Origin of the sequence: Undibacterium sp. TJN25 (assembly GCF_049339885.1) — a bacterium.
Classification (GTDB): domain Bacteria; phylum Pseudomonadota; class Gammaproteobacteria; order Burkholderiales; family Burkholderiaceae_D; genus Undibacterium.
In genome coordinates this window covers 213,427-230,446 of record NZ_JBMPPM010000008.1, presented here as the reverse complement: position 1 = coordinate 230,446, position 17,020 = coordinate 213,427, and the positions used below count along the sequence as shown (strand labels likewise).

Sequence of the window (17,020 nt, the reverse complement as noted above, 5' to 3'; positions counted from 1 at the left end):
CCCTGCCCTGAGGGCTGGCCTGTTGGCGCTGACGCCTTTCTCAGCCAAGTCGCTTATTTTAAACGTTCCTGCCGTTATTTACTTAAACCCTGTCATCGCGCGGATTGACCGCCAGTGGGATAAGCAGGAGTTTACCTCCTCGGCGCGTCTCCTGGCATGAAAGACAGTATATTTTCCAGTGGATTTTTATGGATTGCTTGTGCAAATGACAGCGTTTTGCCATTGCCAGGCCGCGAGCATGGGCTGACAGGGGGTGCCCGGAGCGAGCCGTCCCCCTGCCCCGCCCTCGTCGAGCATACCCTTCCTGGCAGCGGACATGCCTACACCTGCTTGCAGCTTTTACAAAAGGCGACATTCAGCGCGCTGGCCCAACCGTTATAATGCCGCTCCATGAACTTACTAAAAACACTAGCCACCATCAGTGGCATGACGATGCTGTCGCGTATTACCGGCTTGTTCCGCGATGTGCTGATCGCCAGCGCTTTCGGCGCCTCTGGCCATACAGATGCCTACAATATTGCTTTCCGCATCCCCAACCTGCTGCGCCGCGTCTTTGCCGAAGGCGCGTTCTCGCAAGCTTTCGTGCCCATCCTGGCCCAATACAAGTCCCAGCAGGGCCATGAGGTGACCAAGAGTCTGGTGGACCATGTAGCGACGCTGCTGACCTGGGTGCTCGTGATCACCTGCGTCGTCGGTGTGCTTGCCGCGCCGGCCGTCGTTTATATGATCGCAACCGGCTTCCACTCCAAGCCGCAGATTTTCGACCTGGCCGTCGTCATGACCCGCATCATGTTTCCTTACATCGGCTTTATGTCGCTGGTAGCCCTGGCAGGCGGCATACTCAATACCTGGCGCGAATTCAAGATACCCGCGTTCACGCCTGTGCTGCTGAACCTGTCATCCATCGCCGGCTCCCTGCTATTGGCGCCGTTATTGAAAGAACCTATCTACGCGCTGGCGATTGCCGTATTCGTCGGCGGCGTGCTGCAGCTGGCGATACAGGTTCCCGCCCTGGTCAAGATAGGCATGATGCCTGCAATTAACATCAACCCTCTTCCTGCCCTGCGCGATTCCGGCGTGCGGCGCGTGCTGATCAACATGGGGCCGGCAATCTTCGCCGTATCGGCATCGCAGATCAGCATCTTGATCAATTCCAACCTTGCTTCACGCCTGCAGGAGGGAAGTATTTCCTGGCTGGGTTATGCGGACCGCCTGATGGAGTTTCCGACCGCGCTGCTGGGTGTGGCGCTGGGCACGATACTCTTGCCCAGCCTGTCAAAGGCAAACGCAGACGGCGACCATGCAGAATACTCCGCGCTGCTGGACTGGGGCCTGCGCCTGACATGCCTGCTGGCGATGCCTTCCGCGGTCGGCCTGGCAACCTTGTCCTTACCGTTGACCGCGTCGCTATTCCACTACCATCAATTCAGCGCGGAGGCGGTGCATGAAACGGCAAAGGCGCTGATCGCTTACGGCGCGGGGCTGATCGGCCTGATCGTGGTCAAGATCCTGGCGCCCGGCTTTTACGCCAAACAGGATATCAAGACACCGGTCAAGATCGCGATAGGCGTGATGCTCGCCACCCAACTGATGAACTATATGTTTGTACCCAAACTCGCGCATGCAGGTCTGGCATTGTCCGTGGGCTTGGGAGCCTGCATCAATGCCGGCTTCCTGTACATCGGCCTGCAAAGAAAGGGCATCTATACGCCGCAAAAAGGCTGGCTGATGTTCCTCGTCAAGCTGGCGGCGGCCTTGCTCGTCATGGCAGGCGTCGCCCTGATCATGTCAGAACATTTTGACTGGATCGCGATGCAGGCAACACCGGTCAAGCGCCTGCTGGCATTGGCGCTGGTGCTGGCCAGCTGCGGCGTGGCATACTTCGGCGCCCTGCTGATCATGGGCTTCAGGCCGCGAGATTTCAGGAAAGTCGCCAAGGTGTAGGCCAGGCAAACCGGGAATTAAAAAAGGCAAAGATCCCTGATCTTTGCCTTTTGCATCTAACGGCTGCCATTACGCTAACGCTAACGCGAGCCAAAGCTAGCTGGCCAACAGCAGGTCACTGATTTTTTGCATGCCTTTTTTTAGGGCATGGACGACCGCCGTTTCCAGCAGGTGCGCATTTTTTATACGGATGAAAGGAATGTTGACATAGGTACGCGGATCGCTCTTGGAGGAAATATGCAAATCTCCATTCTGATACGCCACATTGATATCTGCCCACACACAATGAACGGGAAGCGCCCCGAATTGCTCGCGTCTGGTGAGGTAGACACCGAGATCATTTACCCGCGCGTCACCGAACGGAAGCAGTTTCCCTGACTTGATTTCCGTTATCATTACCCACATCAAGCGACTCATTAAAGGTTGGCGCAGACTGTCGATCACTTTCCCTGCCTTGCTTCCGCTGAACCCCTGAATATCAAGTGAGCGTTCTGCATTTCCTACGCGAATGTGCGTATCCATTTTTATGACGGAACCTTTTTTGTCAAAGGTCGGAACCCCTCCCCAAATAATCCACTGAATGTCATCAAGCGCGATGCGCTGATCTTTCCATTCTATTTCTGTCGAATACAAACGGAACTTGTCTTTCCAAAAAATCCCGGCGCTGATTTCCAATACCAGCACCTTCTTGCGGGCGTCCGCTACGCTGTTAAACGGTTCTGAAATTTGCCTGTCATCCTGCTTTTTCTGCTCCGTGACCTCTATTCGGTCCTGCGTTTCTTTAAGCTCGGCATGATGGCTTTGAGTAATGTGTTCAAACTCGGCAAGCTTGCCGGCTCGTCCGGGAATATCGGCAAAGGACGCCTGCATCACTTCCAGCAAACGCGAGCCTTGCTGGAATCTTTTCGCAGAGATCAGCAACAGAAGTATAGTGAATCCGCCGGTGTATACGGTCTCGCTAAGTTCGTGCCGAACTCCTTTCTCTGCAAGATCTACCCGCAAACGCCTGGCATCCATGTTCCATGCAGATATCGTCCTGGCAAGTTCATCCAGCAATTCATCATTTGCTTCAAGCGAATAGGCATTGTTTTCCCTCAATCTGCTGACAAGCCGGGATATTTGCTCGGCTCCTGGCCGCAAGTAGATGTCAGCTTCCGGCTGTTGCGCCTGCCGTACTGTATCCGTATCTTCTGGTGTGGAATCCGCAATTCCAGGCCGCTCTTCCACCATTTTTATCAAGCCATTCTTTGAAAAGATGGCTCTAGGGAGGCGCTCCGGATAGAAATTTTTCCTGGAAATGTGGAGATCATCCTCGGTTTTAATCACGCGCAGCTTTCCGCCACAACCGGGATGCCGGAATGAATCGATTTTGCCGGTGGAGAAATAGTTGAATTCGGCTTCTGTCTCAATGTTTGTGGAGCCGCAACGGATGCATCTGCATTTGCCTGCTTCCCTCTCCGTCGCGAAGGCCCTCCATTGCGCTTCGCTGTGTAGCACCTCTCCGGCAAACTCAAGGTCATCGCGCAGGCCATTTCCGCCGGTTTTTACGGTCTCCGCATAGTCTGCCAGCATTGCCGAGATGCCGTCCTGCGATATCAGCTTTTCTACCCGCACTAAGCGCCCGCAATCGTAACACCATGAAATCCGCTCCGTCACAGGCACTACCGCACTTGGCCCCAAGTCGTACACCCTGCGACGCGACCGATATGGATAAGGGCTATATTCGCCGACATAGCTGCACTCGTTGCATTCAATGTGATGATAGATCATAGGATTCCGGGAACTAAGATTAGACTGGCAATATTTCTTACCAACCAACAGTTATCTCAATAATAAGGTTTTAAAGAAAGCATTTCAATAACATTTCGCAAATAAAAAAACAGGCAGGGAATTCGCATTCCCTGCCTGTTGTCGATGTGAAGCTTAACTGATACGAACTAGTTCTTGCCCTCAATCTGTTCCCATTTTTCCAGTGCTTCCAGCAACTGTTCATCGAGTTGCGCAAAACGCTCGTTCAGCTTCTTCGCTTCATCGGCGCCCTTCTTGTACAGGTCGGCGTCATTCAGGCGCTCGGTGATGGATTTCTGCTCTGCTTCCAGTTGCGCAATCAGCTTCGGCAATTCATCCAGCTCGCGCTGTTCCTTGTAGCTGAGCTTTTTCTTCGCGGCGGCAACCGGCGCGGCTTTCACCTCAGTCTTGGCCTCCACCTTCGCCGCAGGCTTGTTCGCAGCTACCGTAGGACGATAACGCTCCCAGTCCGTATAGCCGCCGATGAATTCGCGCCACTGGCCTTCGCCTTCCGACACAATCACTTGCGTTACCACGTTATCCAGGAAGGTGCGGTCATGGCTGACCAGGAAAACCGTGCCCTTATAGTCTTCCAGCAGTTCTTCCAGCAATTCCAGCGTGTCGATATCCAGGTCATTCGTCGGCTCATCCAGCACCAGTACGTTGGCCGGCTTGGCGAACAGGCGGGCCAGCAGCAAGCGGTTACGCTCGCCGCCCGACAGCGATTTTACCGGTGAGCGCGCACGTTCCGGCGCAAACAGGAAGTCGTTCAGGTAGGACATCACGTGCTTGCGCTGGCCGTTGATTTCCACCCAGTCGCTACCCGGTGCAATCGTGTCTGCCAGGCTGGCATCTTCATTCAGCTGCGCGCGCATCTGGTCGAAGTATGCGATCTGCAGCTTGGTGCCCTGCTTGATGGTGCCGCTGTCAGGCTGGTCTTCTCCGAGGATCAGTTTGAGCAGGGTAGTCTTGCCGGCGCCATTGGCGCCGATCAGGCCGACCTTGTCGCCACGCATCAGGATCGCGCTGAAGTCGCGCACGATGAGCTTGTCGCCGAAGCTCTTGTTGACGTTTTCCAGCTCCGCCACAATCTTGCCGGAACGTTCGCCGGTGGAAACGTCCAGCTTGACCTGGCCCTGCTGGTCGCGGCGCACGCTGCGCTGTACGCGCAAGTCTTCCAGGCGCTTCACACGGCCTTCGTCGCGCACGCGGCGCGCCTTCACACCCTTGCGTATCCAGATCTCTTCCTGCGCCAGGAACTTGTCGAACTTGGCGTTTTCCACTTCTTCCACTTCCAGCTGCTCTTCCTTGCGGGTCTGGTAAGTCGTGAAATTGCCAGGGTAGGAAGTCAGCTTGCCGCGGTCCAGTTCGATGATGCGCGTCGATACATTGTCCAGGAAACTGCGATCATGCGTGATGAACAGTACACTGCCCTTGAAGTCGCGCAGCAAACCCTCCAGCCACATGATGGAACTGAAATCCAGATGGTTGGTCGGCTCATCGAGCAGCAACACGTCCGGCGCACTCACCAGTGCGCAGGCCAGCGCCACGCGCTTCTTCATCCCGCCGGACAGCGTGCCCATGATCGCATCCGCTTTCAGGTTCAGCTTGTCCAGCGTGGTTTCCACCTTGTTGGTCAGGCTCCAGGCGTCAGCCGCATCCAGCTTGACCTGGATGTCATGCATGCGTTCCATCAGCGCATCGTCATTGTCGCCGCCGAACTGGCCTGTCAGTTCTTCATATTCCTTCAGCAATGCCTGCATTTCTCCCATGCCGGACGCCACTGCATCGAACACGCGAAGATCGGCGGAGAATTGCGGCTCCTGCTCCACATAGGCAATCTTCAGGCCCTGCTGCATCACCAGCAGGCCGTCATCCAGCCTGGACGTGCCGGCGATGATTTTCAGAAGTGAGGATTTGCCGGTGCCGTTGCGGCCGATCAGGCCGACGCGCTCTGCGGTTTCCAGTGAAAATTCCGCATGATCGAGCAAGGCCACGTGCCCAAAGGCCAACTGGGCATCGCTAAGAGAAATGACTGCCATAAATACTTAATTACCGGTTAATACGTCAACAAAGAGCGTAATTTGGATGGGAAAGGCCGTATTGTACCGACAAGCCGCATTTCCCACCTATTTATTCCGCAAGTGCACATAAGCATGACGCCCACGGCTTGCCCTTAGGGCAAAAAAATGAGGGATTTTTTGCTTTTTCAGCATTTTTTGTTAAATTTTATTTGAGTGGAGAATTACAGGTAGGGTAAGATGGCAGACTTTCCAGGGTATGCAAATATCCTAGAGTCTCTCCGTAGCACAATGGATAGTGCACATGCCTCCTAAGCGTGGGATACAAGTTCGATTCTTGTCGGAGGGACCACCCTCTTTTCTGCCTACCGCACAAAACGCCATTTAATCCATAAAATCCATGACTTAACGCGTCCCCATTTCCCTGTAGCGCGGCGTCAGTTTTGTCACCCGTTTGCGAGAATATTGGCACCGCTAAGTAAGCAAAATTGCACGATTTTTGGCACCGTGCAACCACTGTAACGCGCCGCGCAGTTTTGACCCGATTGCGCATGATATTTGCACTAAGGCGCGGCCCAGATCACAATCCATAGTACTTCTGCAGTGCATTGGTAAGAAGATTGGCTCCAATTGCGATCTCAATCTGCCAAGACGTGTCGACAGCCTTGCCCATCATCTTTTTAAACCATCCTTCGACCGATGGACCGAATTTCTTATTTCCCGCTACCGGCGCATCTTTATCACAATCTATAGCGTCCTTGAGTTCAGCTATGTCACCGTCCTCAACATGGTGCTGTTTCAACTGATTCTCTAACTGGGCAAAATCCCCTTTAGTCACCGTAATGGTTATATACGGGCTGTTATGGTTGCCGATGATGACGGTTGTGTAATTCCCGAAGCTGTTGGTAAACAATGTAGGGGCATCAATCGACTGGGCCTTTTTCGTCATTTCGTCATCCGTAGTGGTTGCACCAATTTCGTTCTGCAAGTTCAATACAAAATCAAGCAATCGTGCCCGCACATTTATCAAAATCTGTTCGATGCTCGCAACTTCGATCTCCAACCAAGCCTTTTCAATGACATATCCGTTAGTCAAGGTCTGTCCCAGGTCTGCATTAAATTCCAAAGGAAGCGGCGCAGCAAACTTTTTTTTGTCGGTTTTTTGGGCAAGCATGCTTTCCAGCGCAGCAATAGACCAACCTATCGGCGACGTCTCCAGGATGTCTACGACTTCACGCGGCAGGTGCCCCAGTGGCAGAGGATGAGAAGGGTATGTTCCTCCTATGTTGGAGATCCTGCCTAGAAGACGACCCTTTACACGGCGGTATCCCGGCACCTGATGCCCCTCCGGGTAACCATACAATTCAAACTTCACCCACTCCGTAAGTTCTTTATGCCCGATCTTAAAAAGGAGAACATTGGTTTTTAATAGGGCTCCAGTAAGGGATGCGTTTTGATCACTTAATAACTCAATAAGATCATTTACGAGTTGCAAAGGAATTCTCCAGGGTTTGATCACTGCTTAAACGAAAATTTCTTCTGTGAACGGCGTTACGTGGCCACATGGTAGCGTTAGCTTATTACGATATAGGTAACTTCATTTGTAGAAATCTTATTTATGTTGGAGAGTTTCCATGGCTTCCCGTTTGCGTATTTATTGGCGCTCAATTGTGTTCCTAGCCATCTCATTCACACATGCAGTGACGGGTCAACCGATGTTAGCAGGTGCTCAGGAATTTCAATTGTTACCAACCGACCGACTCCAAGCGTCGACCGAAGCGACGTTCCGAATTCCCGTAGAGCGTCTAACATCAACTGTTCATCCGTTCTGAACGCATCCATCAGGGCAATGTTAGTTATTTCTACGCTGCTCTGTAGACGTATTGGCACTCGTTTGAGAGCATGTTCAATGTCTATATCCTTGTGATCATCGCCAGCTAATTCTGCAAGCGCTTCCTGCAGTTCTAACATAAATGCGAAATGAGCCTTGTGTAAACTTACAAGGTTTTTATATTTACCTTGGGCAATTACTAAGTGATTCATCACCTGACTAGTTCGCGGACGGAATAGGAATGCTAATGAGTCGAAATTGATGACTAACGTTTCATCGAACTCGTGCATAGTTCGCCGCATTTGCATCCAAGTTGGTAAGTCCGGATTCACTTTGAGTGTTTCCGCTCTCATTTTAAGCACTGCTTTTTTGTATATGAGAAATGAATTAATCATTCTTGCAAGCGTTAAAATTGCAAGATTTCCTGCGGCAATCTGATCGTCTTCTCGCTGGCTTTGACGCAGCAACCAGTTCGCAAAAAGTGCAAGCCCGGCACCGGCAAAGCTACCGATAAGCGCCTTTAAAATGTTAGGGCAAAAATTTCTACATTCATAGTCGGTCCAAGTATGATTAGCGCACGCATGACATTCACTTAGAAAAAGAATTTTCTTGCGTCAAGGTAACATCGATTTTGACTGACATTCAATCGTCAATAATGCAACATGGCTGTTCTAGCGTCGTATGCGCTTTATTGATGTAAAGAACTGGGGAGAAAGCAAATTTCAGGAACTTATCTCTTAGCCAAATACCAATACGAGTTAGCGTTACCCAACCCTTTTTAAGCTGTTCCGGCTGAAGTTATTTGGCCTCGGCAATTTCTATCAAGCACACACCGCATCGAACCGCAATATGTTGCAATTTCTTTACGAGTGAAGCATTTCCGGATAATCTTGGGCATTCCATCCGCAAAATAGGGAATCCAATGGCCTATGCACAGTATCAAGCTGAAATCACTGCAGATATCGAAAACGTCCTCTCCTTAGCTGGCTGCCAGCCGATACTGTTCATCGGATCAGGCTTTTCTAAACGATACTCTCATGCCCCGAACTGGGATCAATTGCTAGATGCGCTTGCAAAACAGTGTCCCCTAATTGATAAAGACTACGGATATTACAAGCAAAAAGACCCAGACCCGATCGATATTGGTTCTGTATTTGCCACTTACTATCAAGAATGGGCCTGGGGGAAAGGCAAGCCTAACTTTCCACCAGAATACTTTAATGGAAATACACCCACCAACGCTTTCATAAAATATGCAGCAACACAACTGTTAAACAATCTTGGACCAGTCAAAGGTTCGTATGGCTCACCTCAATTAGACGCAGAGATAGCTGCTCTTAAAGCGATAGATCCTCATGCGATAATTACTACGAACTACGACCAGTTACTTGAGCCTTTATTCCCCGAGTATGAAAAAATTATCGGGCAAAAGATTTTGCAACGCGCATATCTATCAATCGGTGAAATCTTTAAAATTCACGGCTGTATTTCGGACGCGTCTTCGCTCGTTCTGACCAGAGAGGACTATAACGAATTTGAAAACGATAAAAAATATCTAAGCGCAAAACTGCTGACGTATTTTGCCGAGCACCCACTATTATTCGTGGGTTATTCAGCTCAAGATCCAAACATTAAAAACGTCCTATACGATATAAGCCGAATGTTCAGGCCATCGCTTGCGCTCAGCCCTAATATTTACATCTTGGAGTGGGATGACACGCTAACACCTGACTCAATGCCACCAAGAGAAAGGGTTTTACTGGTCGGCGACGAGGTCGAGGTGCGTATTAAAAGTATTTCCGCTAAATCGTTTGAATGGGTATTTAAGGCATTTGGATCACACGGAAACTTAGAAAAAGTAAATTTAAAAGCTCTCCGCTCACTCATGGCAAGAACAGTGAATTTAGTGCGGCGCGATATTCCATCAAGGAATGTCGAAGTGAATTACCAGACATTGGAACACGCAATTGAGTCATCTGAAACTTTTGGAAATTTGTTAGGCGTCACATTATTAGATTCACCTTCTAATATGAATGCTAACTACCCGTATACGCCAACTATGTTAGCTGACAAATTAGGCCTGAGAGGGTTTAACGACGTGAATAAGCTGATTGCGGTCATAACGGAACATGCTGGCGTTGACATCCGGTCATTTGATAATACGTATCACTGCAAATTAAAAACCGGACGTGGCGAGAACAGCTTTACTCGAAAATACTCAGATGCGGCGATAACATTGCTAACAAAGGTCCAATCTGGGGAAGAATATACACTGGCAAAAGATTGCCAACCGCCGGCTGTAAAAAAGTAGCGATAGCACCGAATATTAAGAATAGCCTCACATGACAGCTTAGAAAAATAGCGCACGATAAACCAGTCAATCTAAAAGATGGATTTGGTTTTCGCTTGCGGTTAGGTTGGAACGATTTTATTTTTAGCTAAGCCCGCAATGTATTGCGCTCGGCACGGCAAACATCCAGTTGGCCACGCAGCTCCCTGAGCTCTGCCTCAAAATTATCGCGCGCGGTGACGGCTCCTATCAGTTCCATCTCGGCAGCAAGACGCGCATCGGATTGCGCTGCAGAAGCTGCGACATTACGCTCGATCTGCAGCCGCAGATCCGCCAGCTGGCTGTCCTTGCCCTCGATGGCCAACTGGTCTTTTGCCTTGCCGACCAGCGCTTCGGTGGCGACATGGCGCGCGTTGCGCAGTTCAACTGTTAGCCGCTCAATGCTCTCGCCGTGCTCGGCCACGGTGGCAAGGGCCTGGTCACGCTCGGCCTCCAGCTGCTCGCCTGACTTGAGCAAGGCCTGCACGTCGCTTTCCGCTTGCGCAAGCGCTTCGCGAACGCCGGCGCTGGCCTCTTCCGCAAATTGCCGAACCCAGTTACCGAGGGCGTTGACTATAGGCTCGGGGATATCCAGTCTGGGCGCTTCGGCAGGCTTGGCGTGGCTGGCGCGCCAAGCAGTCAGATGCTTGTGGATGCCGGCAGCGGATGCATTGCCGAGGAGGCCGGAAATGGCTTCGATGCCGGCCTGCTTGCCGTCGTTGTGCAAGCTGCCGGCGGCGGTTGCAACTTCATCGAATGTGGGTGCTTGACGTGTCATTGCTGTCTTCAATACGGAGTGGAATTCACTGTTGATGTTTGTTGCTATCTGCGGTGAAATACTACACGACACAGGACATTATTACCATAAGGCAACTTTATTTTTCTGTGCCTTATCCTGAAACAATGCTGCTGCGGCGGCGGATCGTGGTCGCAATGGCAAGGGCAGCAATGATCAGTATCGCAGCCACTGCGAACGTGATCCGCATGCCGCCGGCAATGGCCTCGGGCGGCGCGGTTGTGACGTCGGCTGCGTTTGATGCCAGCGCAAACACCGCTCCCATGACAGATGCGCCGGTGACCAGTCCGAGATTGCGCGACAGGCTGAGCATGCCTGAAATAAGGCCGCGCTGGCTGGCCTGAATATCGCTCATGATGGCCGTGTTGTTCGCCGCCTGGAACAAGGCATAGCCGGCGGTGACGCAAACGATGGGAAGCAGATATCCCGCCAGACCGAACGAAGCTCCTATAAAACACAAGGCCAGGCATCCTGCCGCCATGCCGGTAAGTCCGGTAATCCCCGTGCGCCGTGCGCCGAAGCGGTCCACCATACGGCCGGCCGGTACGCCGGCCAGCGCAGAAACCAGCGGGCCCGCGGACAAGGCCAGCCCTACCATGCCGGTGCCTAAGCCGAGCGCGCGGGACAGGTAAAACGGACCCACCACCAGCGTGGACATGATGACCGTGGAGACCAGCATGCTCATGGCAAGGCTTGCACTCAGGGCGGGGTGACGGAACATCGACAATCTGATCAATGGCGATACAGCCTTTGCCTCCGTGCGCACAAAAAAGCCCATCCCGATGGCAGCAGCCAGCAACAAGGCCATGTTGAACAGGCCAAAGCGGCCGTGCCCGCTTGTCATCGCCAGCGCATACGCCGCGAGCGTGGCGCCGAGCAGCAGCATGCCTGCATGATCAAAACTTTCCCGCCCCGTCCTGGGTGTGCGGATATCCGCGGGCAGGTAGCGGCGCGCCAGGTAAAAATTCAGCAAACCCAGCGGAACATTGACAACAAAGATCGCAGGCCAGCCGAAACCTGCGATCAGGAATCCGCCTAGCGATGGCCCCAGTGTTGTGCCTAGCGCGGACATGGTCCCCAGCAAACCCATCGTGCTGCCGGTCTTTTCTTTGGGAACGGTTTCGCTCACGCTCGCAATGGTCAGCGCGATCATGGCGGCAGCGCCCAGCCCCTGCACTGCGCGGGCGGCAACCAGGAACCATAAGGTGGGAGCGATACTGCACAGCAGCGAAGCGGCGGTAAACAGCAGGATACCCGCCAGCAGCAAGCGGCGGCGGCCGACCAGATCGCCAAGACGTCCTGCGCCGACAATCAGCGTGGTGATGGCAAGCAGATAGGCGAGGACGATCCACTGGCTTGCCTGGAAAGACGCAGCAAAAGCTTGCGCCAGGACCGGCAAGCCTGCATTGGCGATACTGGTATCCAGCGACGGCATCAGCATGGAAAGGGACAGACTGGCCAGCGCCCAGCGTAGTGGCGGAGTGCGCTCTGCGTTTGCGATCGCGGCCTTGGCCCCGGCGCCAGAGGGAAAAACAAGTTTCAAAATGAACTCCTTGATGACATTCATTCCACGATATATCGTTTAGCGGCATGGCGGAAGGCGCAGCATTTACACTTTATAGCTGCACCAGACGCCACATATGATGTGGGCCATGTTAAAGTCACCGCATGTCTATTCCGGATTTCAACCTGCTAATCACGCTGGATGTGCTGCTGGCGGAAGGCAGCGTCGCGCGCGCAGCCCGGCGCTTGCGGCTAAGCCCTTCGGCCATGAGCCGGGCACTAGCGCGCTTGCGGGAAACAACTGGCGATCCTTTACTGGTCAGGGCTGGACGCGGCCTTGTTGCCACGCCTCGGGCGCTGGAACTACGCGAACAGGTCAGCCGCCTTGTACAGGAAGGCAAGGCCGTACTGCGTCCCGCTGAAAAACTCGACCTCAAGCAGCTGGTCCGCACATTTACACTGCGCACCAGTGAAGGTTTTGTAGAAAACTTCGGACCCCAGTTGATTGCCCGCGTGAGCAGCGAAGCCCCCGGTGTGCGCCTGCGCTTCATGCAAAAACCCAATAAGGACAGTACGCCGCTGCGCGACGGTAGCGTGGACCTGGAAACCGGCGTGATAGGGATGGAAACCAGCCCGGAAATACGTACTCAGGCATTGTTCAGGGACCGCTTCATTGGCGTAGTGCGGATAGGCCATCCATTAAGCCGGGGCAAAATGACGCCAGTACGTTATGCATCCGGCGAGCATATTTATGTGTCACGCAGGGGCACGGTTCAGGGACCCATGGATGAAGCCCTGCAGTCCCTGGGCTTGAAACGGGAGCTTGTCACCGTTGTCGACGGCTTTTCAACAGCACTGGCGCTGGCCCGGGCTTCCGACCTGATCGCCAGTGTTCCCGAGCGCCATACCGGCATCCTGCGCACAGGCATGCATAGCTTTGCGCTGCCGGTTGCAGTTTCCGAACTGACAATCTCGATGCTGTGGCATCCGCGGCTGGATGCCGACCTTGCCCATCGCTGGCTGCGTGGCCACCTTCGGGATATCTGCGCGCGGCTTCCTGAATCTATCCGCCAAACAACAAATCTTGAACAATAGTTAAATCCAGATACATTACGAAACATTTGATGCAAAATCATTACTCTAGCGGAGGAATTGATGAACAGCGTCGAAATGTTGCGAAGAATTATGTCTTCTGAATACCAGGGGAGGATGCCCTCCAACATGGAACTGGCCGGGCTGTGGGCGAGAAAGCTAAGCGAGCTGGCCCATAAACTGTCAGATGAAGAGCTGGGTTCGCTGATGGAAGTCGGATCTATCGTGTATCTGCGCGGCTGCGCAGACGGCGATGCGCTGACGGAAGCCAAGCTGGCGATAGATGTGGCAAGGAGATCAAGCCGGGGACATGCGGGAAGTTCGGAAGTTTAAGAGGCTTCTACTCGTTTAGACTTAGCTTGGCTAAGGCGTGGCAAAACCGCCCGCTATCTGCATCTCCTGCATCTCCTGCATCTCCCTAGCCTTTATAAACTACGCACCACCTGCATAAAATTATCAATCTTGCGCGACGAAGTCTCTTCCGCCTCGTCCAGATTCTGCTCTATACATATCCCCGAAAAGAAGACCAGCACCATTTCTGCAATGGTTTCGGCAGGCGCCTTTGGGCCCGCCGCACGGATATTGTCAATTAACAGTGCTTTGATCAGGGAACGCCCCTCTGCAACGATTTTCTGAGCTTCCGTCGGGAGATCGGCAAACTCGCGCATCGAATTGACCGAAAAACATCCCCGCTTGCCGTCAAAGCCCCCATCCGCCATGCGCAGGAAGCGGTCGATATTATCCCAGCCTAAAGGCTCGGCAAACAGCAAGGCTCTGCCGCCACGGTTTTCCAGGTAATAGCTCAAGCTGGCCAGGAACAGGTCCTCCTTGTCCTTGAACTCGGAATACAGCCCGGATTTATTCACACCAGACGCGAGTTCCAGGTCTGGCAGCCTGGTGCCGGCAAAGCCGTGCTCCCAGAAGACCGGGATGACCTTCTCTAATACTCCTTCGCGGCTGAATTTTTTTGGTCGTCCCATTTGCCTATTATCTCTCATTGAACTATTTGGTTCAATATTTTCTTGCGCTCAAAATCCTTTTGACGAATAATGAACCAATTAGTTCATTACTGATGTTAAGCCATCCAAGGCTGTTGAACGTGCCATGAAACTAAGCAGTCATTCAAATTCACTACGGAGCAAAAAATGAAATTAAGCGGAAATACGATCTTTATTACAGGCGGTGGTTCAGGCATAGGGCGCGGCTTGGCAGAGGCGCTGCATACACTGGGCAACCAGGTCATCATCTCAGGCCGGCGCCAGGGGCATCTGGATGAAACTACCCGTGCCAACCCCGGCATGCAGTCGGTGATCCTGAATGTAGAAGACCCTGCCAGTATCGCAGCGGTCGCTCAGCAGTTGTTAAAGGATTACCCAGCGCTGAATGTACTGATCAACAATGCCGGGATCATGCAGATCGACAACGCGGCGGAAACAATAGACGACGGCCTGCTGGTTTCCACCGTCGCCACCAACCTGCTGGGCCCCGTCCGCATGACTTCCGCACTGATAGAGCACCTGAAAAGCCAGGAGGCCGCAACCGTCATCAATGTTTCCTCCGTACTGGGCTTTGTGCCGCTGGCAATGTCCGCGGTGTATTCGTCCACCAAGGCCGCGCTGCACTCCTACACGCAGTCGCTGCGCTTCAAGCTGGCCGGCAGTTCCGTCAAAGTGCTGGAACTGGCGCCGCCCTGGGTCCAGACCGACCTGCTGAACAGCAATGAAGAACCGCGCGCGATGCCATTGGCGCAATTCATCGCTGAGACCATAGAGGTGCTCGGCACAGATACCGAAGAAGTGCTGGTGGAAGGCGCGAAGATGCTGCGCAATAATCCCGGCCCGAATGAAGCCGCCTTTGTCGCGCAGTTCAACGACATGATGGAACAGCCGCAATAAATCCTGGGCCTGCTTGCCGGAACTGTATCGAGTCGCTTTCCGGCAAGCCGCAGACCCGCTGGACATTCAAAGGAGCATCAACATGAGCACTGCCACCCTTGCTGCGCCTGCAGCCGTATCTTCCAGAATGCCATTGTACTGGCTCGCGCTGGGCGCCTTTGCCATAGGCACGGAAGCAATGATGATCGCACCGCTGTTGCCCAGCCTGGCCCAGGATTTTTCTGCCAGCATTGCCGCGGTAGGGCAACTGGTCACCGTCTTTGCGCTGACGTATGCACTGAGTTCTCCCGTGTTGACAGCACTGGCTGGTAGTTATGACCGCCGCAAGGTGCTGATCCTGGCAATGTTTGCATTTGCGTTCGCCAATATCTTTGCGTGGCATGCGCATGACTACTGGACGCTGATGGAAGCCCGTGTTTTTCTGGCAGTGGCTGCCGGATTTTACGTGCCCAATGCGAACGCCCTTGCGGGTGCGCTGGTCGCGCCGGAAAAACGCGGCAGCGCACTCGCCATTGTCAACGGCGGCACCAGCGTTGCAGTGGCCATCGGCGTTCCGCTAGGGGCTGCCATCGGCAATCATTTTGGATGGCGCATGACCTTTGCCGGGGTTGGTTTGCTGGCGCTGGTTGCCGCCATGGGCTTGATGATAGGCTTGCGGCCCGGCATAGGCGCAGGCATACCAGCTGCCAGCCTCAGGGAACGCCTTGCCGTTGCCAGGCAACCCGCCGTGCTGCTGGCTCTACTCATCACCACGATGTGGGCCACCGGCGCTTACATAGTCTATACGTACCTGACGCTTTTCCTGACCACTGTTACCGCCATTGATGATTCCCACGTCAGCCTGGTGCTGTTCATGTGGGGCGTTGCCGCTGTTATCGGCATCGCCATAGGCGGCAAGATGAGCGACCGCTTCGGGCCGCGCGCAGTCATCATCCCCAGCCTGGCGATCCTGCTTTTGTCATTTATCAGCCTGTCGCTGAGCGCGACCTTCCTCGCTCCCGGCAGCGCGCTTGTGACGGTGCTGGCGGCTATCGCTATCTGGGGAGTGTCGGCATGGGCGTTTTTCCCGGCACAGCAGGCGCGGTTGTTCAACATCCGTGAGATCAAGGTCGCCCCGGTGGTGCTGTCGCTCAACGCCTCGTTCATGTACATAGGCTTTTCGTCCGGGGCTGCGCTGGGCTCGCTGATCGTCACCCACGGCTCGGTTGCCCAGCTGGGCTGGGCGGGCGGTCTGTGTGAACTGGCGGCGCTTGTATTGACGCTATGGACGACACGCGCGCGCAACTGAGATTGCCGGAGACCGGGCCTGCCGGTCTCATCTGGATTTTTTGGCGGCCTTCCTGTCGTCGGACGTAGCAGTAAGCGGCGGCAGTGCCACCTGGCGAATGGTCGTTTTTTCCAGCCCGATAAACTCTTCCAGCACATCAAACAGCTCTGCAAAGATTTTCTTGCCGCAAGCCTGTTCTATATTCTGGTATTGCAGGCTGATCAGCGCGCCAATCTGGCTCATCAGGTATTCCCCGTGCGGCGCCAGCGTGACCGTCACGCGGCGCTGGTCGCCTGCCACGCGCTCACGATGGATTAACCCGGTGTCTTCCATCCTGGCCAGCATGCCGGCCATGCTAGGGCTCAATATCTGGCACAGGTCGCACAACTCCCGCGGCTCCAGATGCCCGTACTCTCCCAGCACGCGCAGGATGCGCCATTGCTGCTCCGTTACGCCATAATGGTTCAGTACCGGGCGAAAATTCGACATCAGGAAGTCGCGCGCCTTCAACAGACGCTGCGGCAGATTGGGATAGGTGATCTGGTATTTCAAGG

14 protein-coding genes and 1 tRNA gene are annotated in these 17,020 nt (G+C 53.7%); 7 read left to right on the top strand and 8 right to left on the bottom strand.

The features are described 5' to 3' along the window. The first annotated feature begins 390 nt into the window (after positions 1 to 390). On the top strand, positions 391 to 1,944 hold the full coding sequence (gene murJ, locus ACO0LO_RS20660) for a murein biosynthesis integral membrane protein MurJ (protein WP_422966926.1): 1,554 nt from the start codon (positions 391 to 393) through the stop codon (positions 1,942 to 1,944). 96 nt (positions 1,945 to 2,040) lie between these two features. Here murJ and ACO0LO_RS20655 read toward each other — a convergent pair whose 3' ends face one another. Both ACO0LO_RS20655 and ACO0LO_RS20650 read right to left on the bottom strand, forming a co-directional pair. Next, positions 2,041 to 3,714 (bottom strand): hypothetical protein, encoded by a 1,674-nt coding sequence (locus ACO0LO_RS20655; protein WP_422966924.1) that lies wholly within the window; start codon positions 3,712 to 3,714, stop codon positions 2,041 to 2,043. Between the two features lie 167 nt (positions 3,715 to 3,881). After that, positions 3,882 to 5,774 (bottom strand): ATP-binding cassette domain-containing protein, encoded by a 1,893-nt coding sequence (locus ACO0LO_RS20650; protein WP_422966923.1) that lies wholly within the window; start codon positions 5,772 to 5,774, stop codon positions 3,882 to 3,884. Positions 5,775 to 6,030: 256 nt separating this feature from the next. Here ACO0LO_RS20650 and ACO0LO_RS20645 point away from each other — a divergent pair. Further along, positions 6,031 to 6,105, top strand: a tRNA-Arg gene (locus ACO0LO_RS20645). A 228-nt stretch (positions 6,106 to 6,333) separates the two neighbouring features. Here the strand turns inward: ACO0LO_RS20645 and ACO0LO_RS20640 are convergent. Continuing rightward, the gene (locus ACO0LO_RS20640; RefSeq protein WP_422966921.1) at positions 6,334 to 7,248 is read right to left on the bottom strand and encodes a hypothetical protein; all 915 of its coding nucleotides are present in this window, start codon (positions 7,246 to 7,248) and stop codon (positions 6,334 to 6,336) included. 194 nt (positions 7,249 to 7,442) lie between these two features. After that, positions 7,443 to 8,051 (bottom strand): hypothetical protein, encoded by a 609-nt coding sequence (locus ACO0LO_RS20635; protein ID WP_422966919.1) that lies wholly within the window; start codon positions 8,049 to 8,051, stop codon positions 7,443 to 7,445. Between the two features lie 455 nt (positions 8,052 to 8,506). Between ACO0LO_RS20635 and ACO0LO_RS20630 the strand changes: the two genes are divergently transcribed. Beyond that, the gene (locus ACO0LO_RS20630) at positions 8,507 to 9,895 is read left to right on the top strand and encodes an SIR2 family protein (protein ID WP_422966917.1); all 1,389 of its coding nucleotides are present in this window, start codon (positions 8,507 to 8,509) and stop codon (positions 9,893 to 9,895) included. 127 nt (positions 9,896 to 10,022) lie between these two features. Here ACO0LO_RS20630 and ACO0LO_RS20625 read toward each other — a convergent pair whose 3' ends face one another. Beyond that, a complete protein-coding gene (locus ACO0LO_RS20625) occupies positions 10,023 to 10,691 on the bottom strand; it encodes a DNA-binding protein (protein ID WP_422966915.1) in 669 nt (222 codons plus the stop codon). A 112-nt stretch (positions 10,692 to 10,803) separates the two neighbouring features. After that, the gene (locus ACO0LO_RS20620; RefSeq protein WP_422967044.1) at positions 10,804 to 12,150 is read right to left on the bottom strand and encodes an MFS transporter; all 1,347 of its coding nucleotides are present in this window, start codon (positions 12,148 to 12,150) and stop codon (positions 10,804 to 10,806) included. 227 nt (positions 12,151 to 12,377) lie between these two features. Between ACO0LO_RS20620 and ACO0LO_RS20615 the strand changes: the two genes are divergently transcribed. Together ACO0LO_RS20615 and ACO0LO_RS20610 are read left to right on the top strand one after the other, a co-directional pair. After that, the gene (locus tag ACO0LO_RS20615; protein WP_422966913.1) at positions 12,378 to 13,307 is read left to right on the top strand and encodes a LysR family transcriptional regulator; all 930 of its coding nucleotides are present in this window, start codon (positions 12,378 to 12,380) and stop codon (positions 13,305 to 13,307) included. A gap of 60 nt (positions 13,308 to 13,367) precedes the next feature. Beyond that, positions 13,368 to 13,637, top strand: a complete 270-nt coding sequence (locus ACO0LO_RS20610; protein WP_422966911.1) for a hypothetical protein — start codon at positions 13,368 to 13,370, stop codon at positions 13,635 to 13,637. Between the two features lie 92 nt (positions 13,638 to 13,729). On the opposite strand, the gene ACO0LO_RS20605 is transcribed toward ACO0LO_RS20610, so the two are convergent. Beyond that, complete coding sequence (locus ACO0LO_RS20605; protein WP_422966909.1) at positions 13,730 to 14,284, bottom strand: TetR/AcrR family transcriptional regulator; 555 nt, start codon at positions 14,282 to 14,284, stop codon at positions 13,730 to 13,732. A gap of 165 nt (positions 14,285 to 14,449) precedes the next feature. Here ACO0LO_RS20605 and ACO0LO_RS20600 point away from each other — a divergent pair, with 165 nt between their 5' ends. Next, entirely contained in the window at positions 14,450 to 15,199 is a 750-nt protein-coding gene (locus ACO0LO_RS20600; protein ID WP_422966907.1) for an SDR family oxidoreductase, read from the top strand. An 82-nt stretch (positions 15,200 to 15,281) separates the two neighbouring features. Continuing rightward, positions 15,282 to 16,487 (top strand): MFS transporter, encoded by a 1,206-nt coding sequence (locus ACO0LO_RS20595; RefSeq protein WP_422966905.1) that lies wholly within the window; start codon positions 15,282 to 15,284, stop codon positions 16,485 to 16,487. 27 nt (positions 16,488 to 16,514) lie between these two features. Here the strand turns inward: ACO0LO_RS20595 and hpaR are convergent, their stop codons facing one another. Then, positions 16,515 to 17,018 (bottom strand): homoprotocatechuate degradation operon regulator HpaR, encoded by a 504-nt coding sequence (gene hpaR, locus ACO0LO_RS20590; RefSeq protein WP_422966903.1) that lies wholly within the window; start codon positions 17,016 to 17,018, stop codon positions 16,515 to 16,517. Between the last annotated feature and the right edge of the window lie 2 nt (positions 17,019 to 17,020).

What these genes read in the sequence shown, in the direction of transcription:
- murJ (WP_422966926.1), top strand. Translation starts at nt 391, where the DNA reads ATGAACTTACTAAAAACACTAGCCACCATCAGTGGCATGACGATGCTG.
- ACO0LO_RS20655 (WP_422966924.1), bottom strand. Translation starts at nt 3,714, where the DNA reads ATGATCTATCATCACATTGAATGCAACGAGTGCAGCTATGTCGGCGAA.
- ACO0LO_RS20650 (WP_422966923.1), bottom strand. Translation starts at nt 5,774, where the DNA reads ATGGCAGTCATTTCTCTTAGCGATGCCCAGTTGGCCTTTGGGCACGTG.
- ACO0LO_RS20630 (WP_422966917.1), top strand. Translation starts at nt 8,507, where the DNA reads ATGGCCTATGCACAGTATCAAGCTGAAATCACTGCAGATATCGAAAAC.
- ACO0LO_RS20625 (WP_422966915.1), bottom strand. Translation starts at nt 10,691, where the DNA reads ATGACACGTCAAGCACCCACATTCGATGAAGTTGCAACCGCCGCCGGC.
- ACO0LO_RS20620 (WP_422967044.1), bottom strand. Translation starts at nt 12,150, where the DNA reads ATGCTGATGCCGTCGCTGGATACCAGTATCGCCAATGCAGGCTTGCCG.
- ACO0LO_RS20615 (WP_422966913.1), top strand. Translation starts at nt 12,378, where the DNA reads ATGTCTATTCCGGATTTCAACCTGCTAATCACGCTGGATGTGCTGCTG.
- ACO0LO_RS20610 (WP_422966911.1), top strand. Translation starts at nt 13,368, where the DNA reads ATGAACAGCGTCGAAATGTTGCGAAGAATTATGTCTTCTGAATACCAG.
- ACO0LO_RS20605 (WP_422966909.1), bottom strand. Translation starts at nt 14,284, where the DNA reads ATGGGACGACCAAAAAAATTCAGCCGCGAAGGAGTATTAGAGAAGGTC.
- ACO0LO_RS20600 (WP_422966907.1), top strand. Translation starts at nt 14,450, where the DNA reads ATGAAATTAAGCGGAAATACGATCTTTATTACAGGCGGTGGTTCAGGC.
- ACO0LO_RS20595 (WP_422966905.1), top strand. Translation starts at nt 15,282, where the DNA reads ATGAGCACTGCCACCCTTGCTGCGCCTGCAGCCGTATCTTCCAGAATG.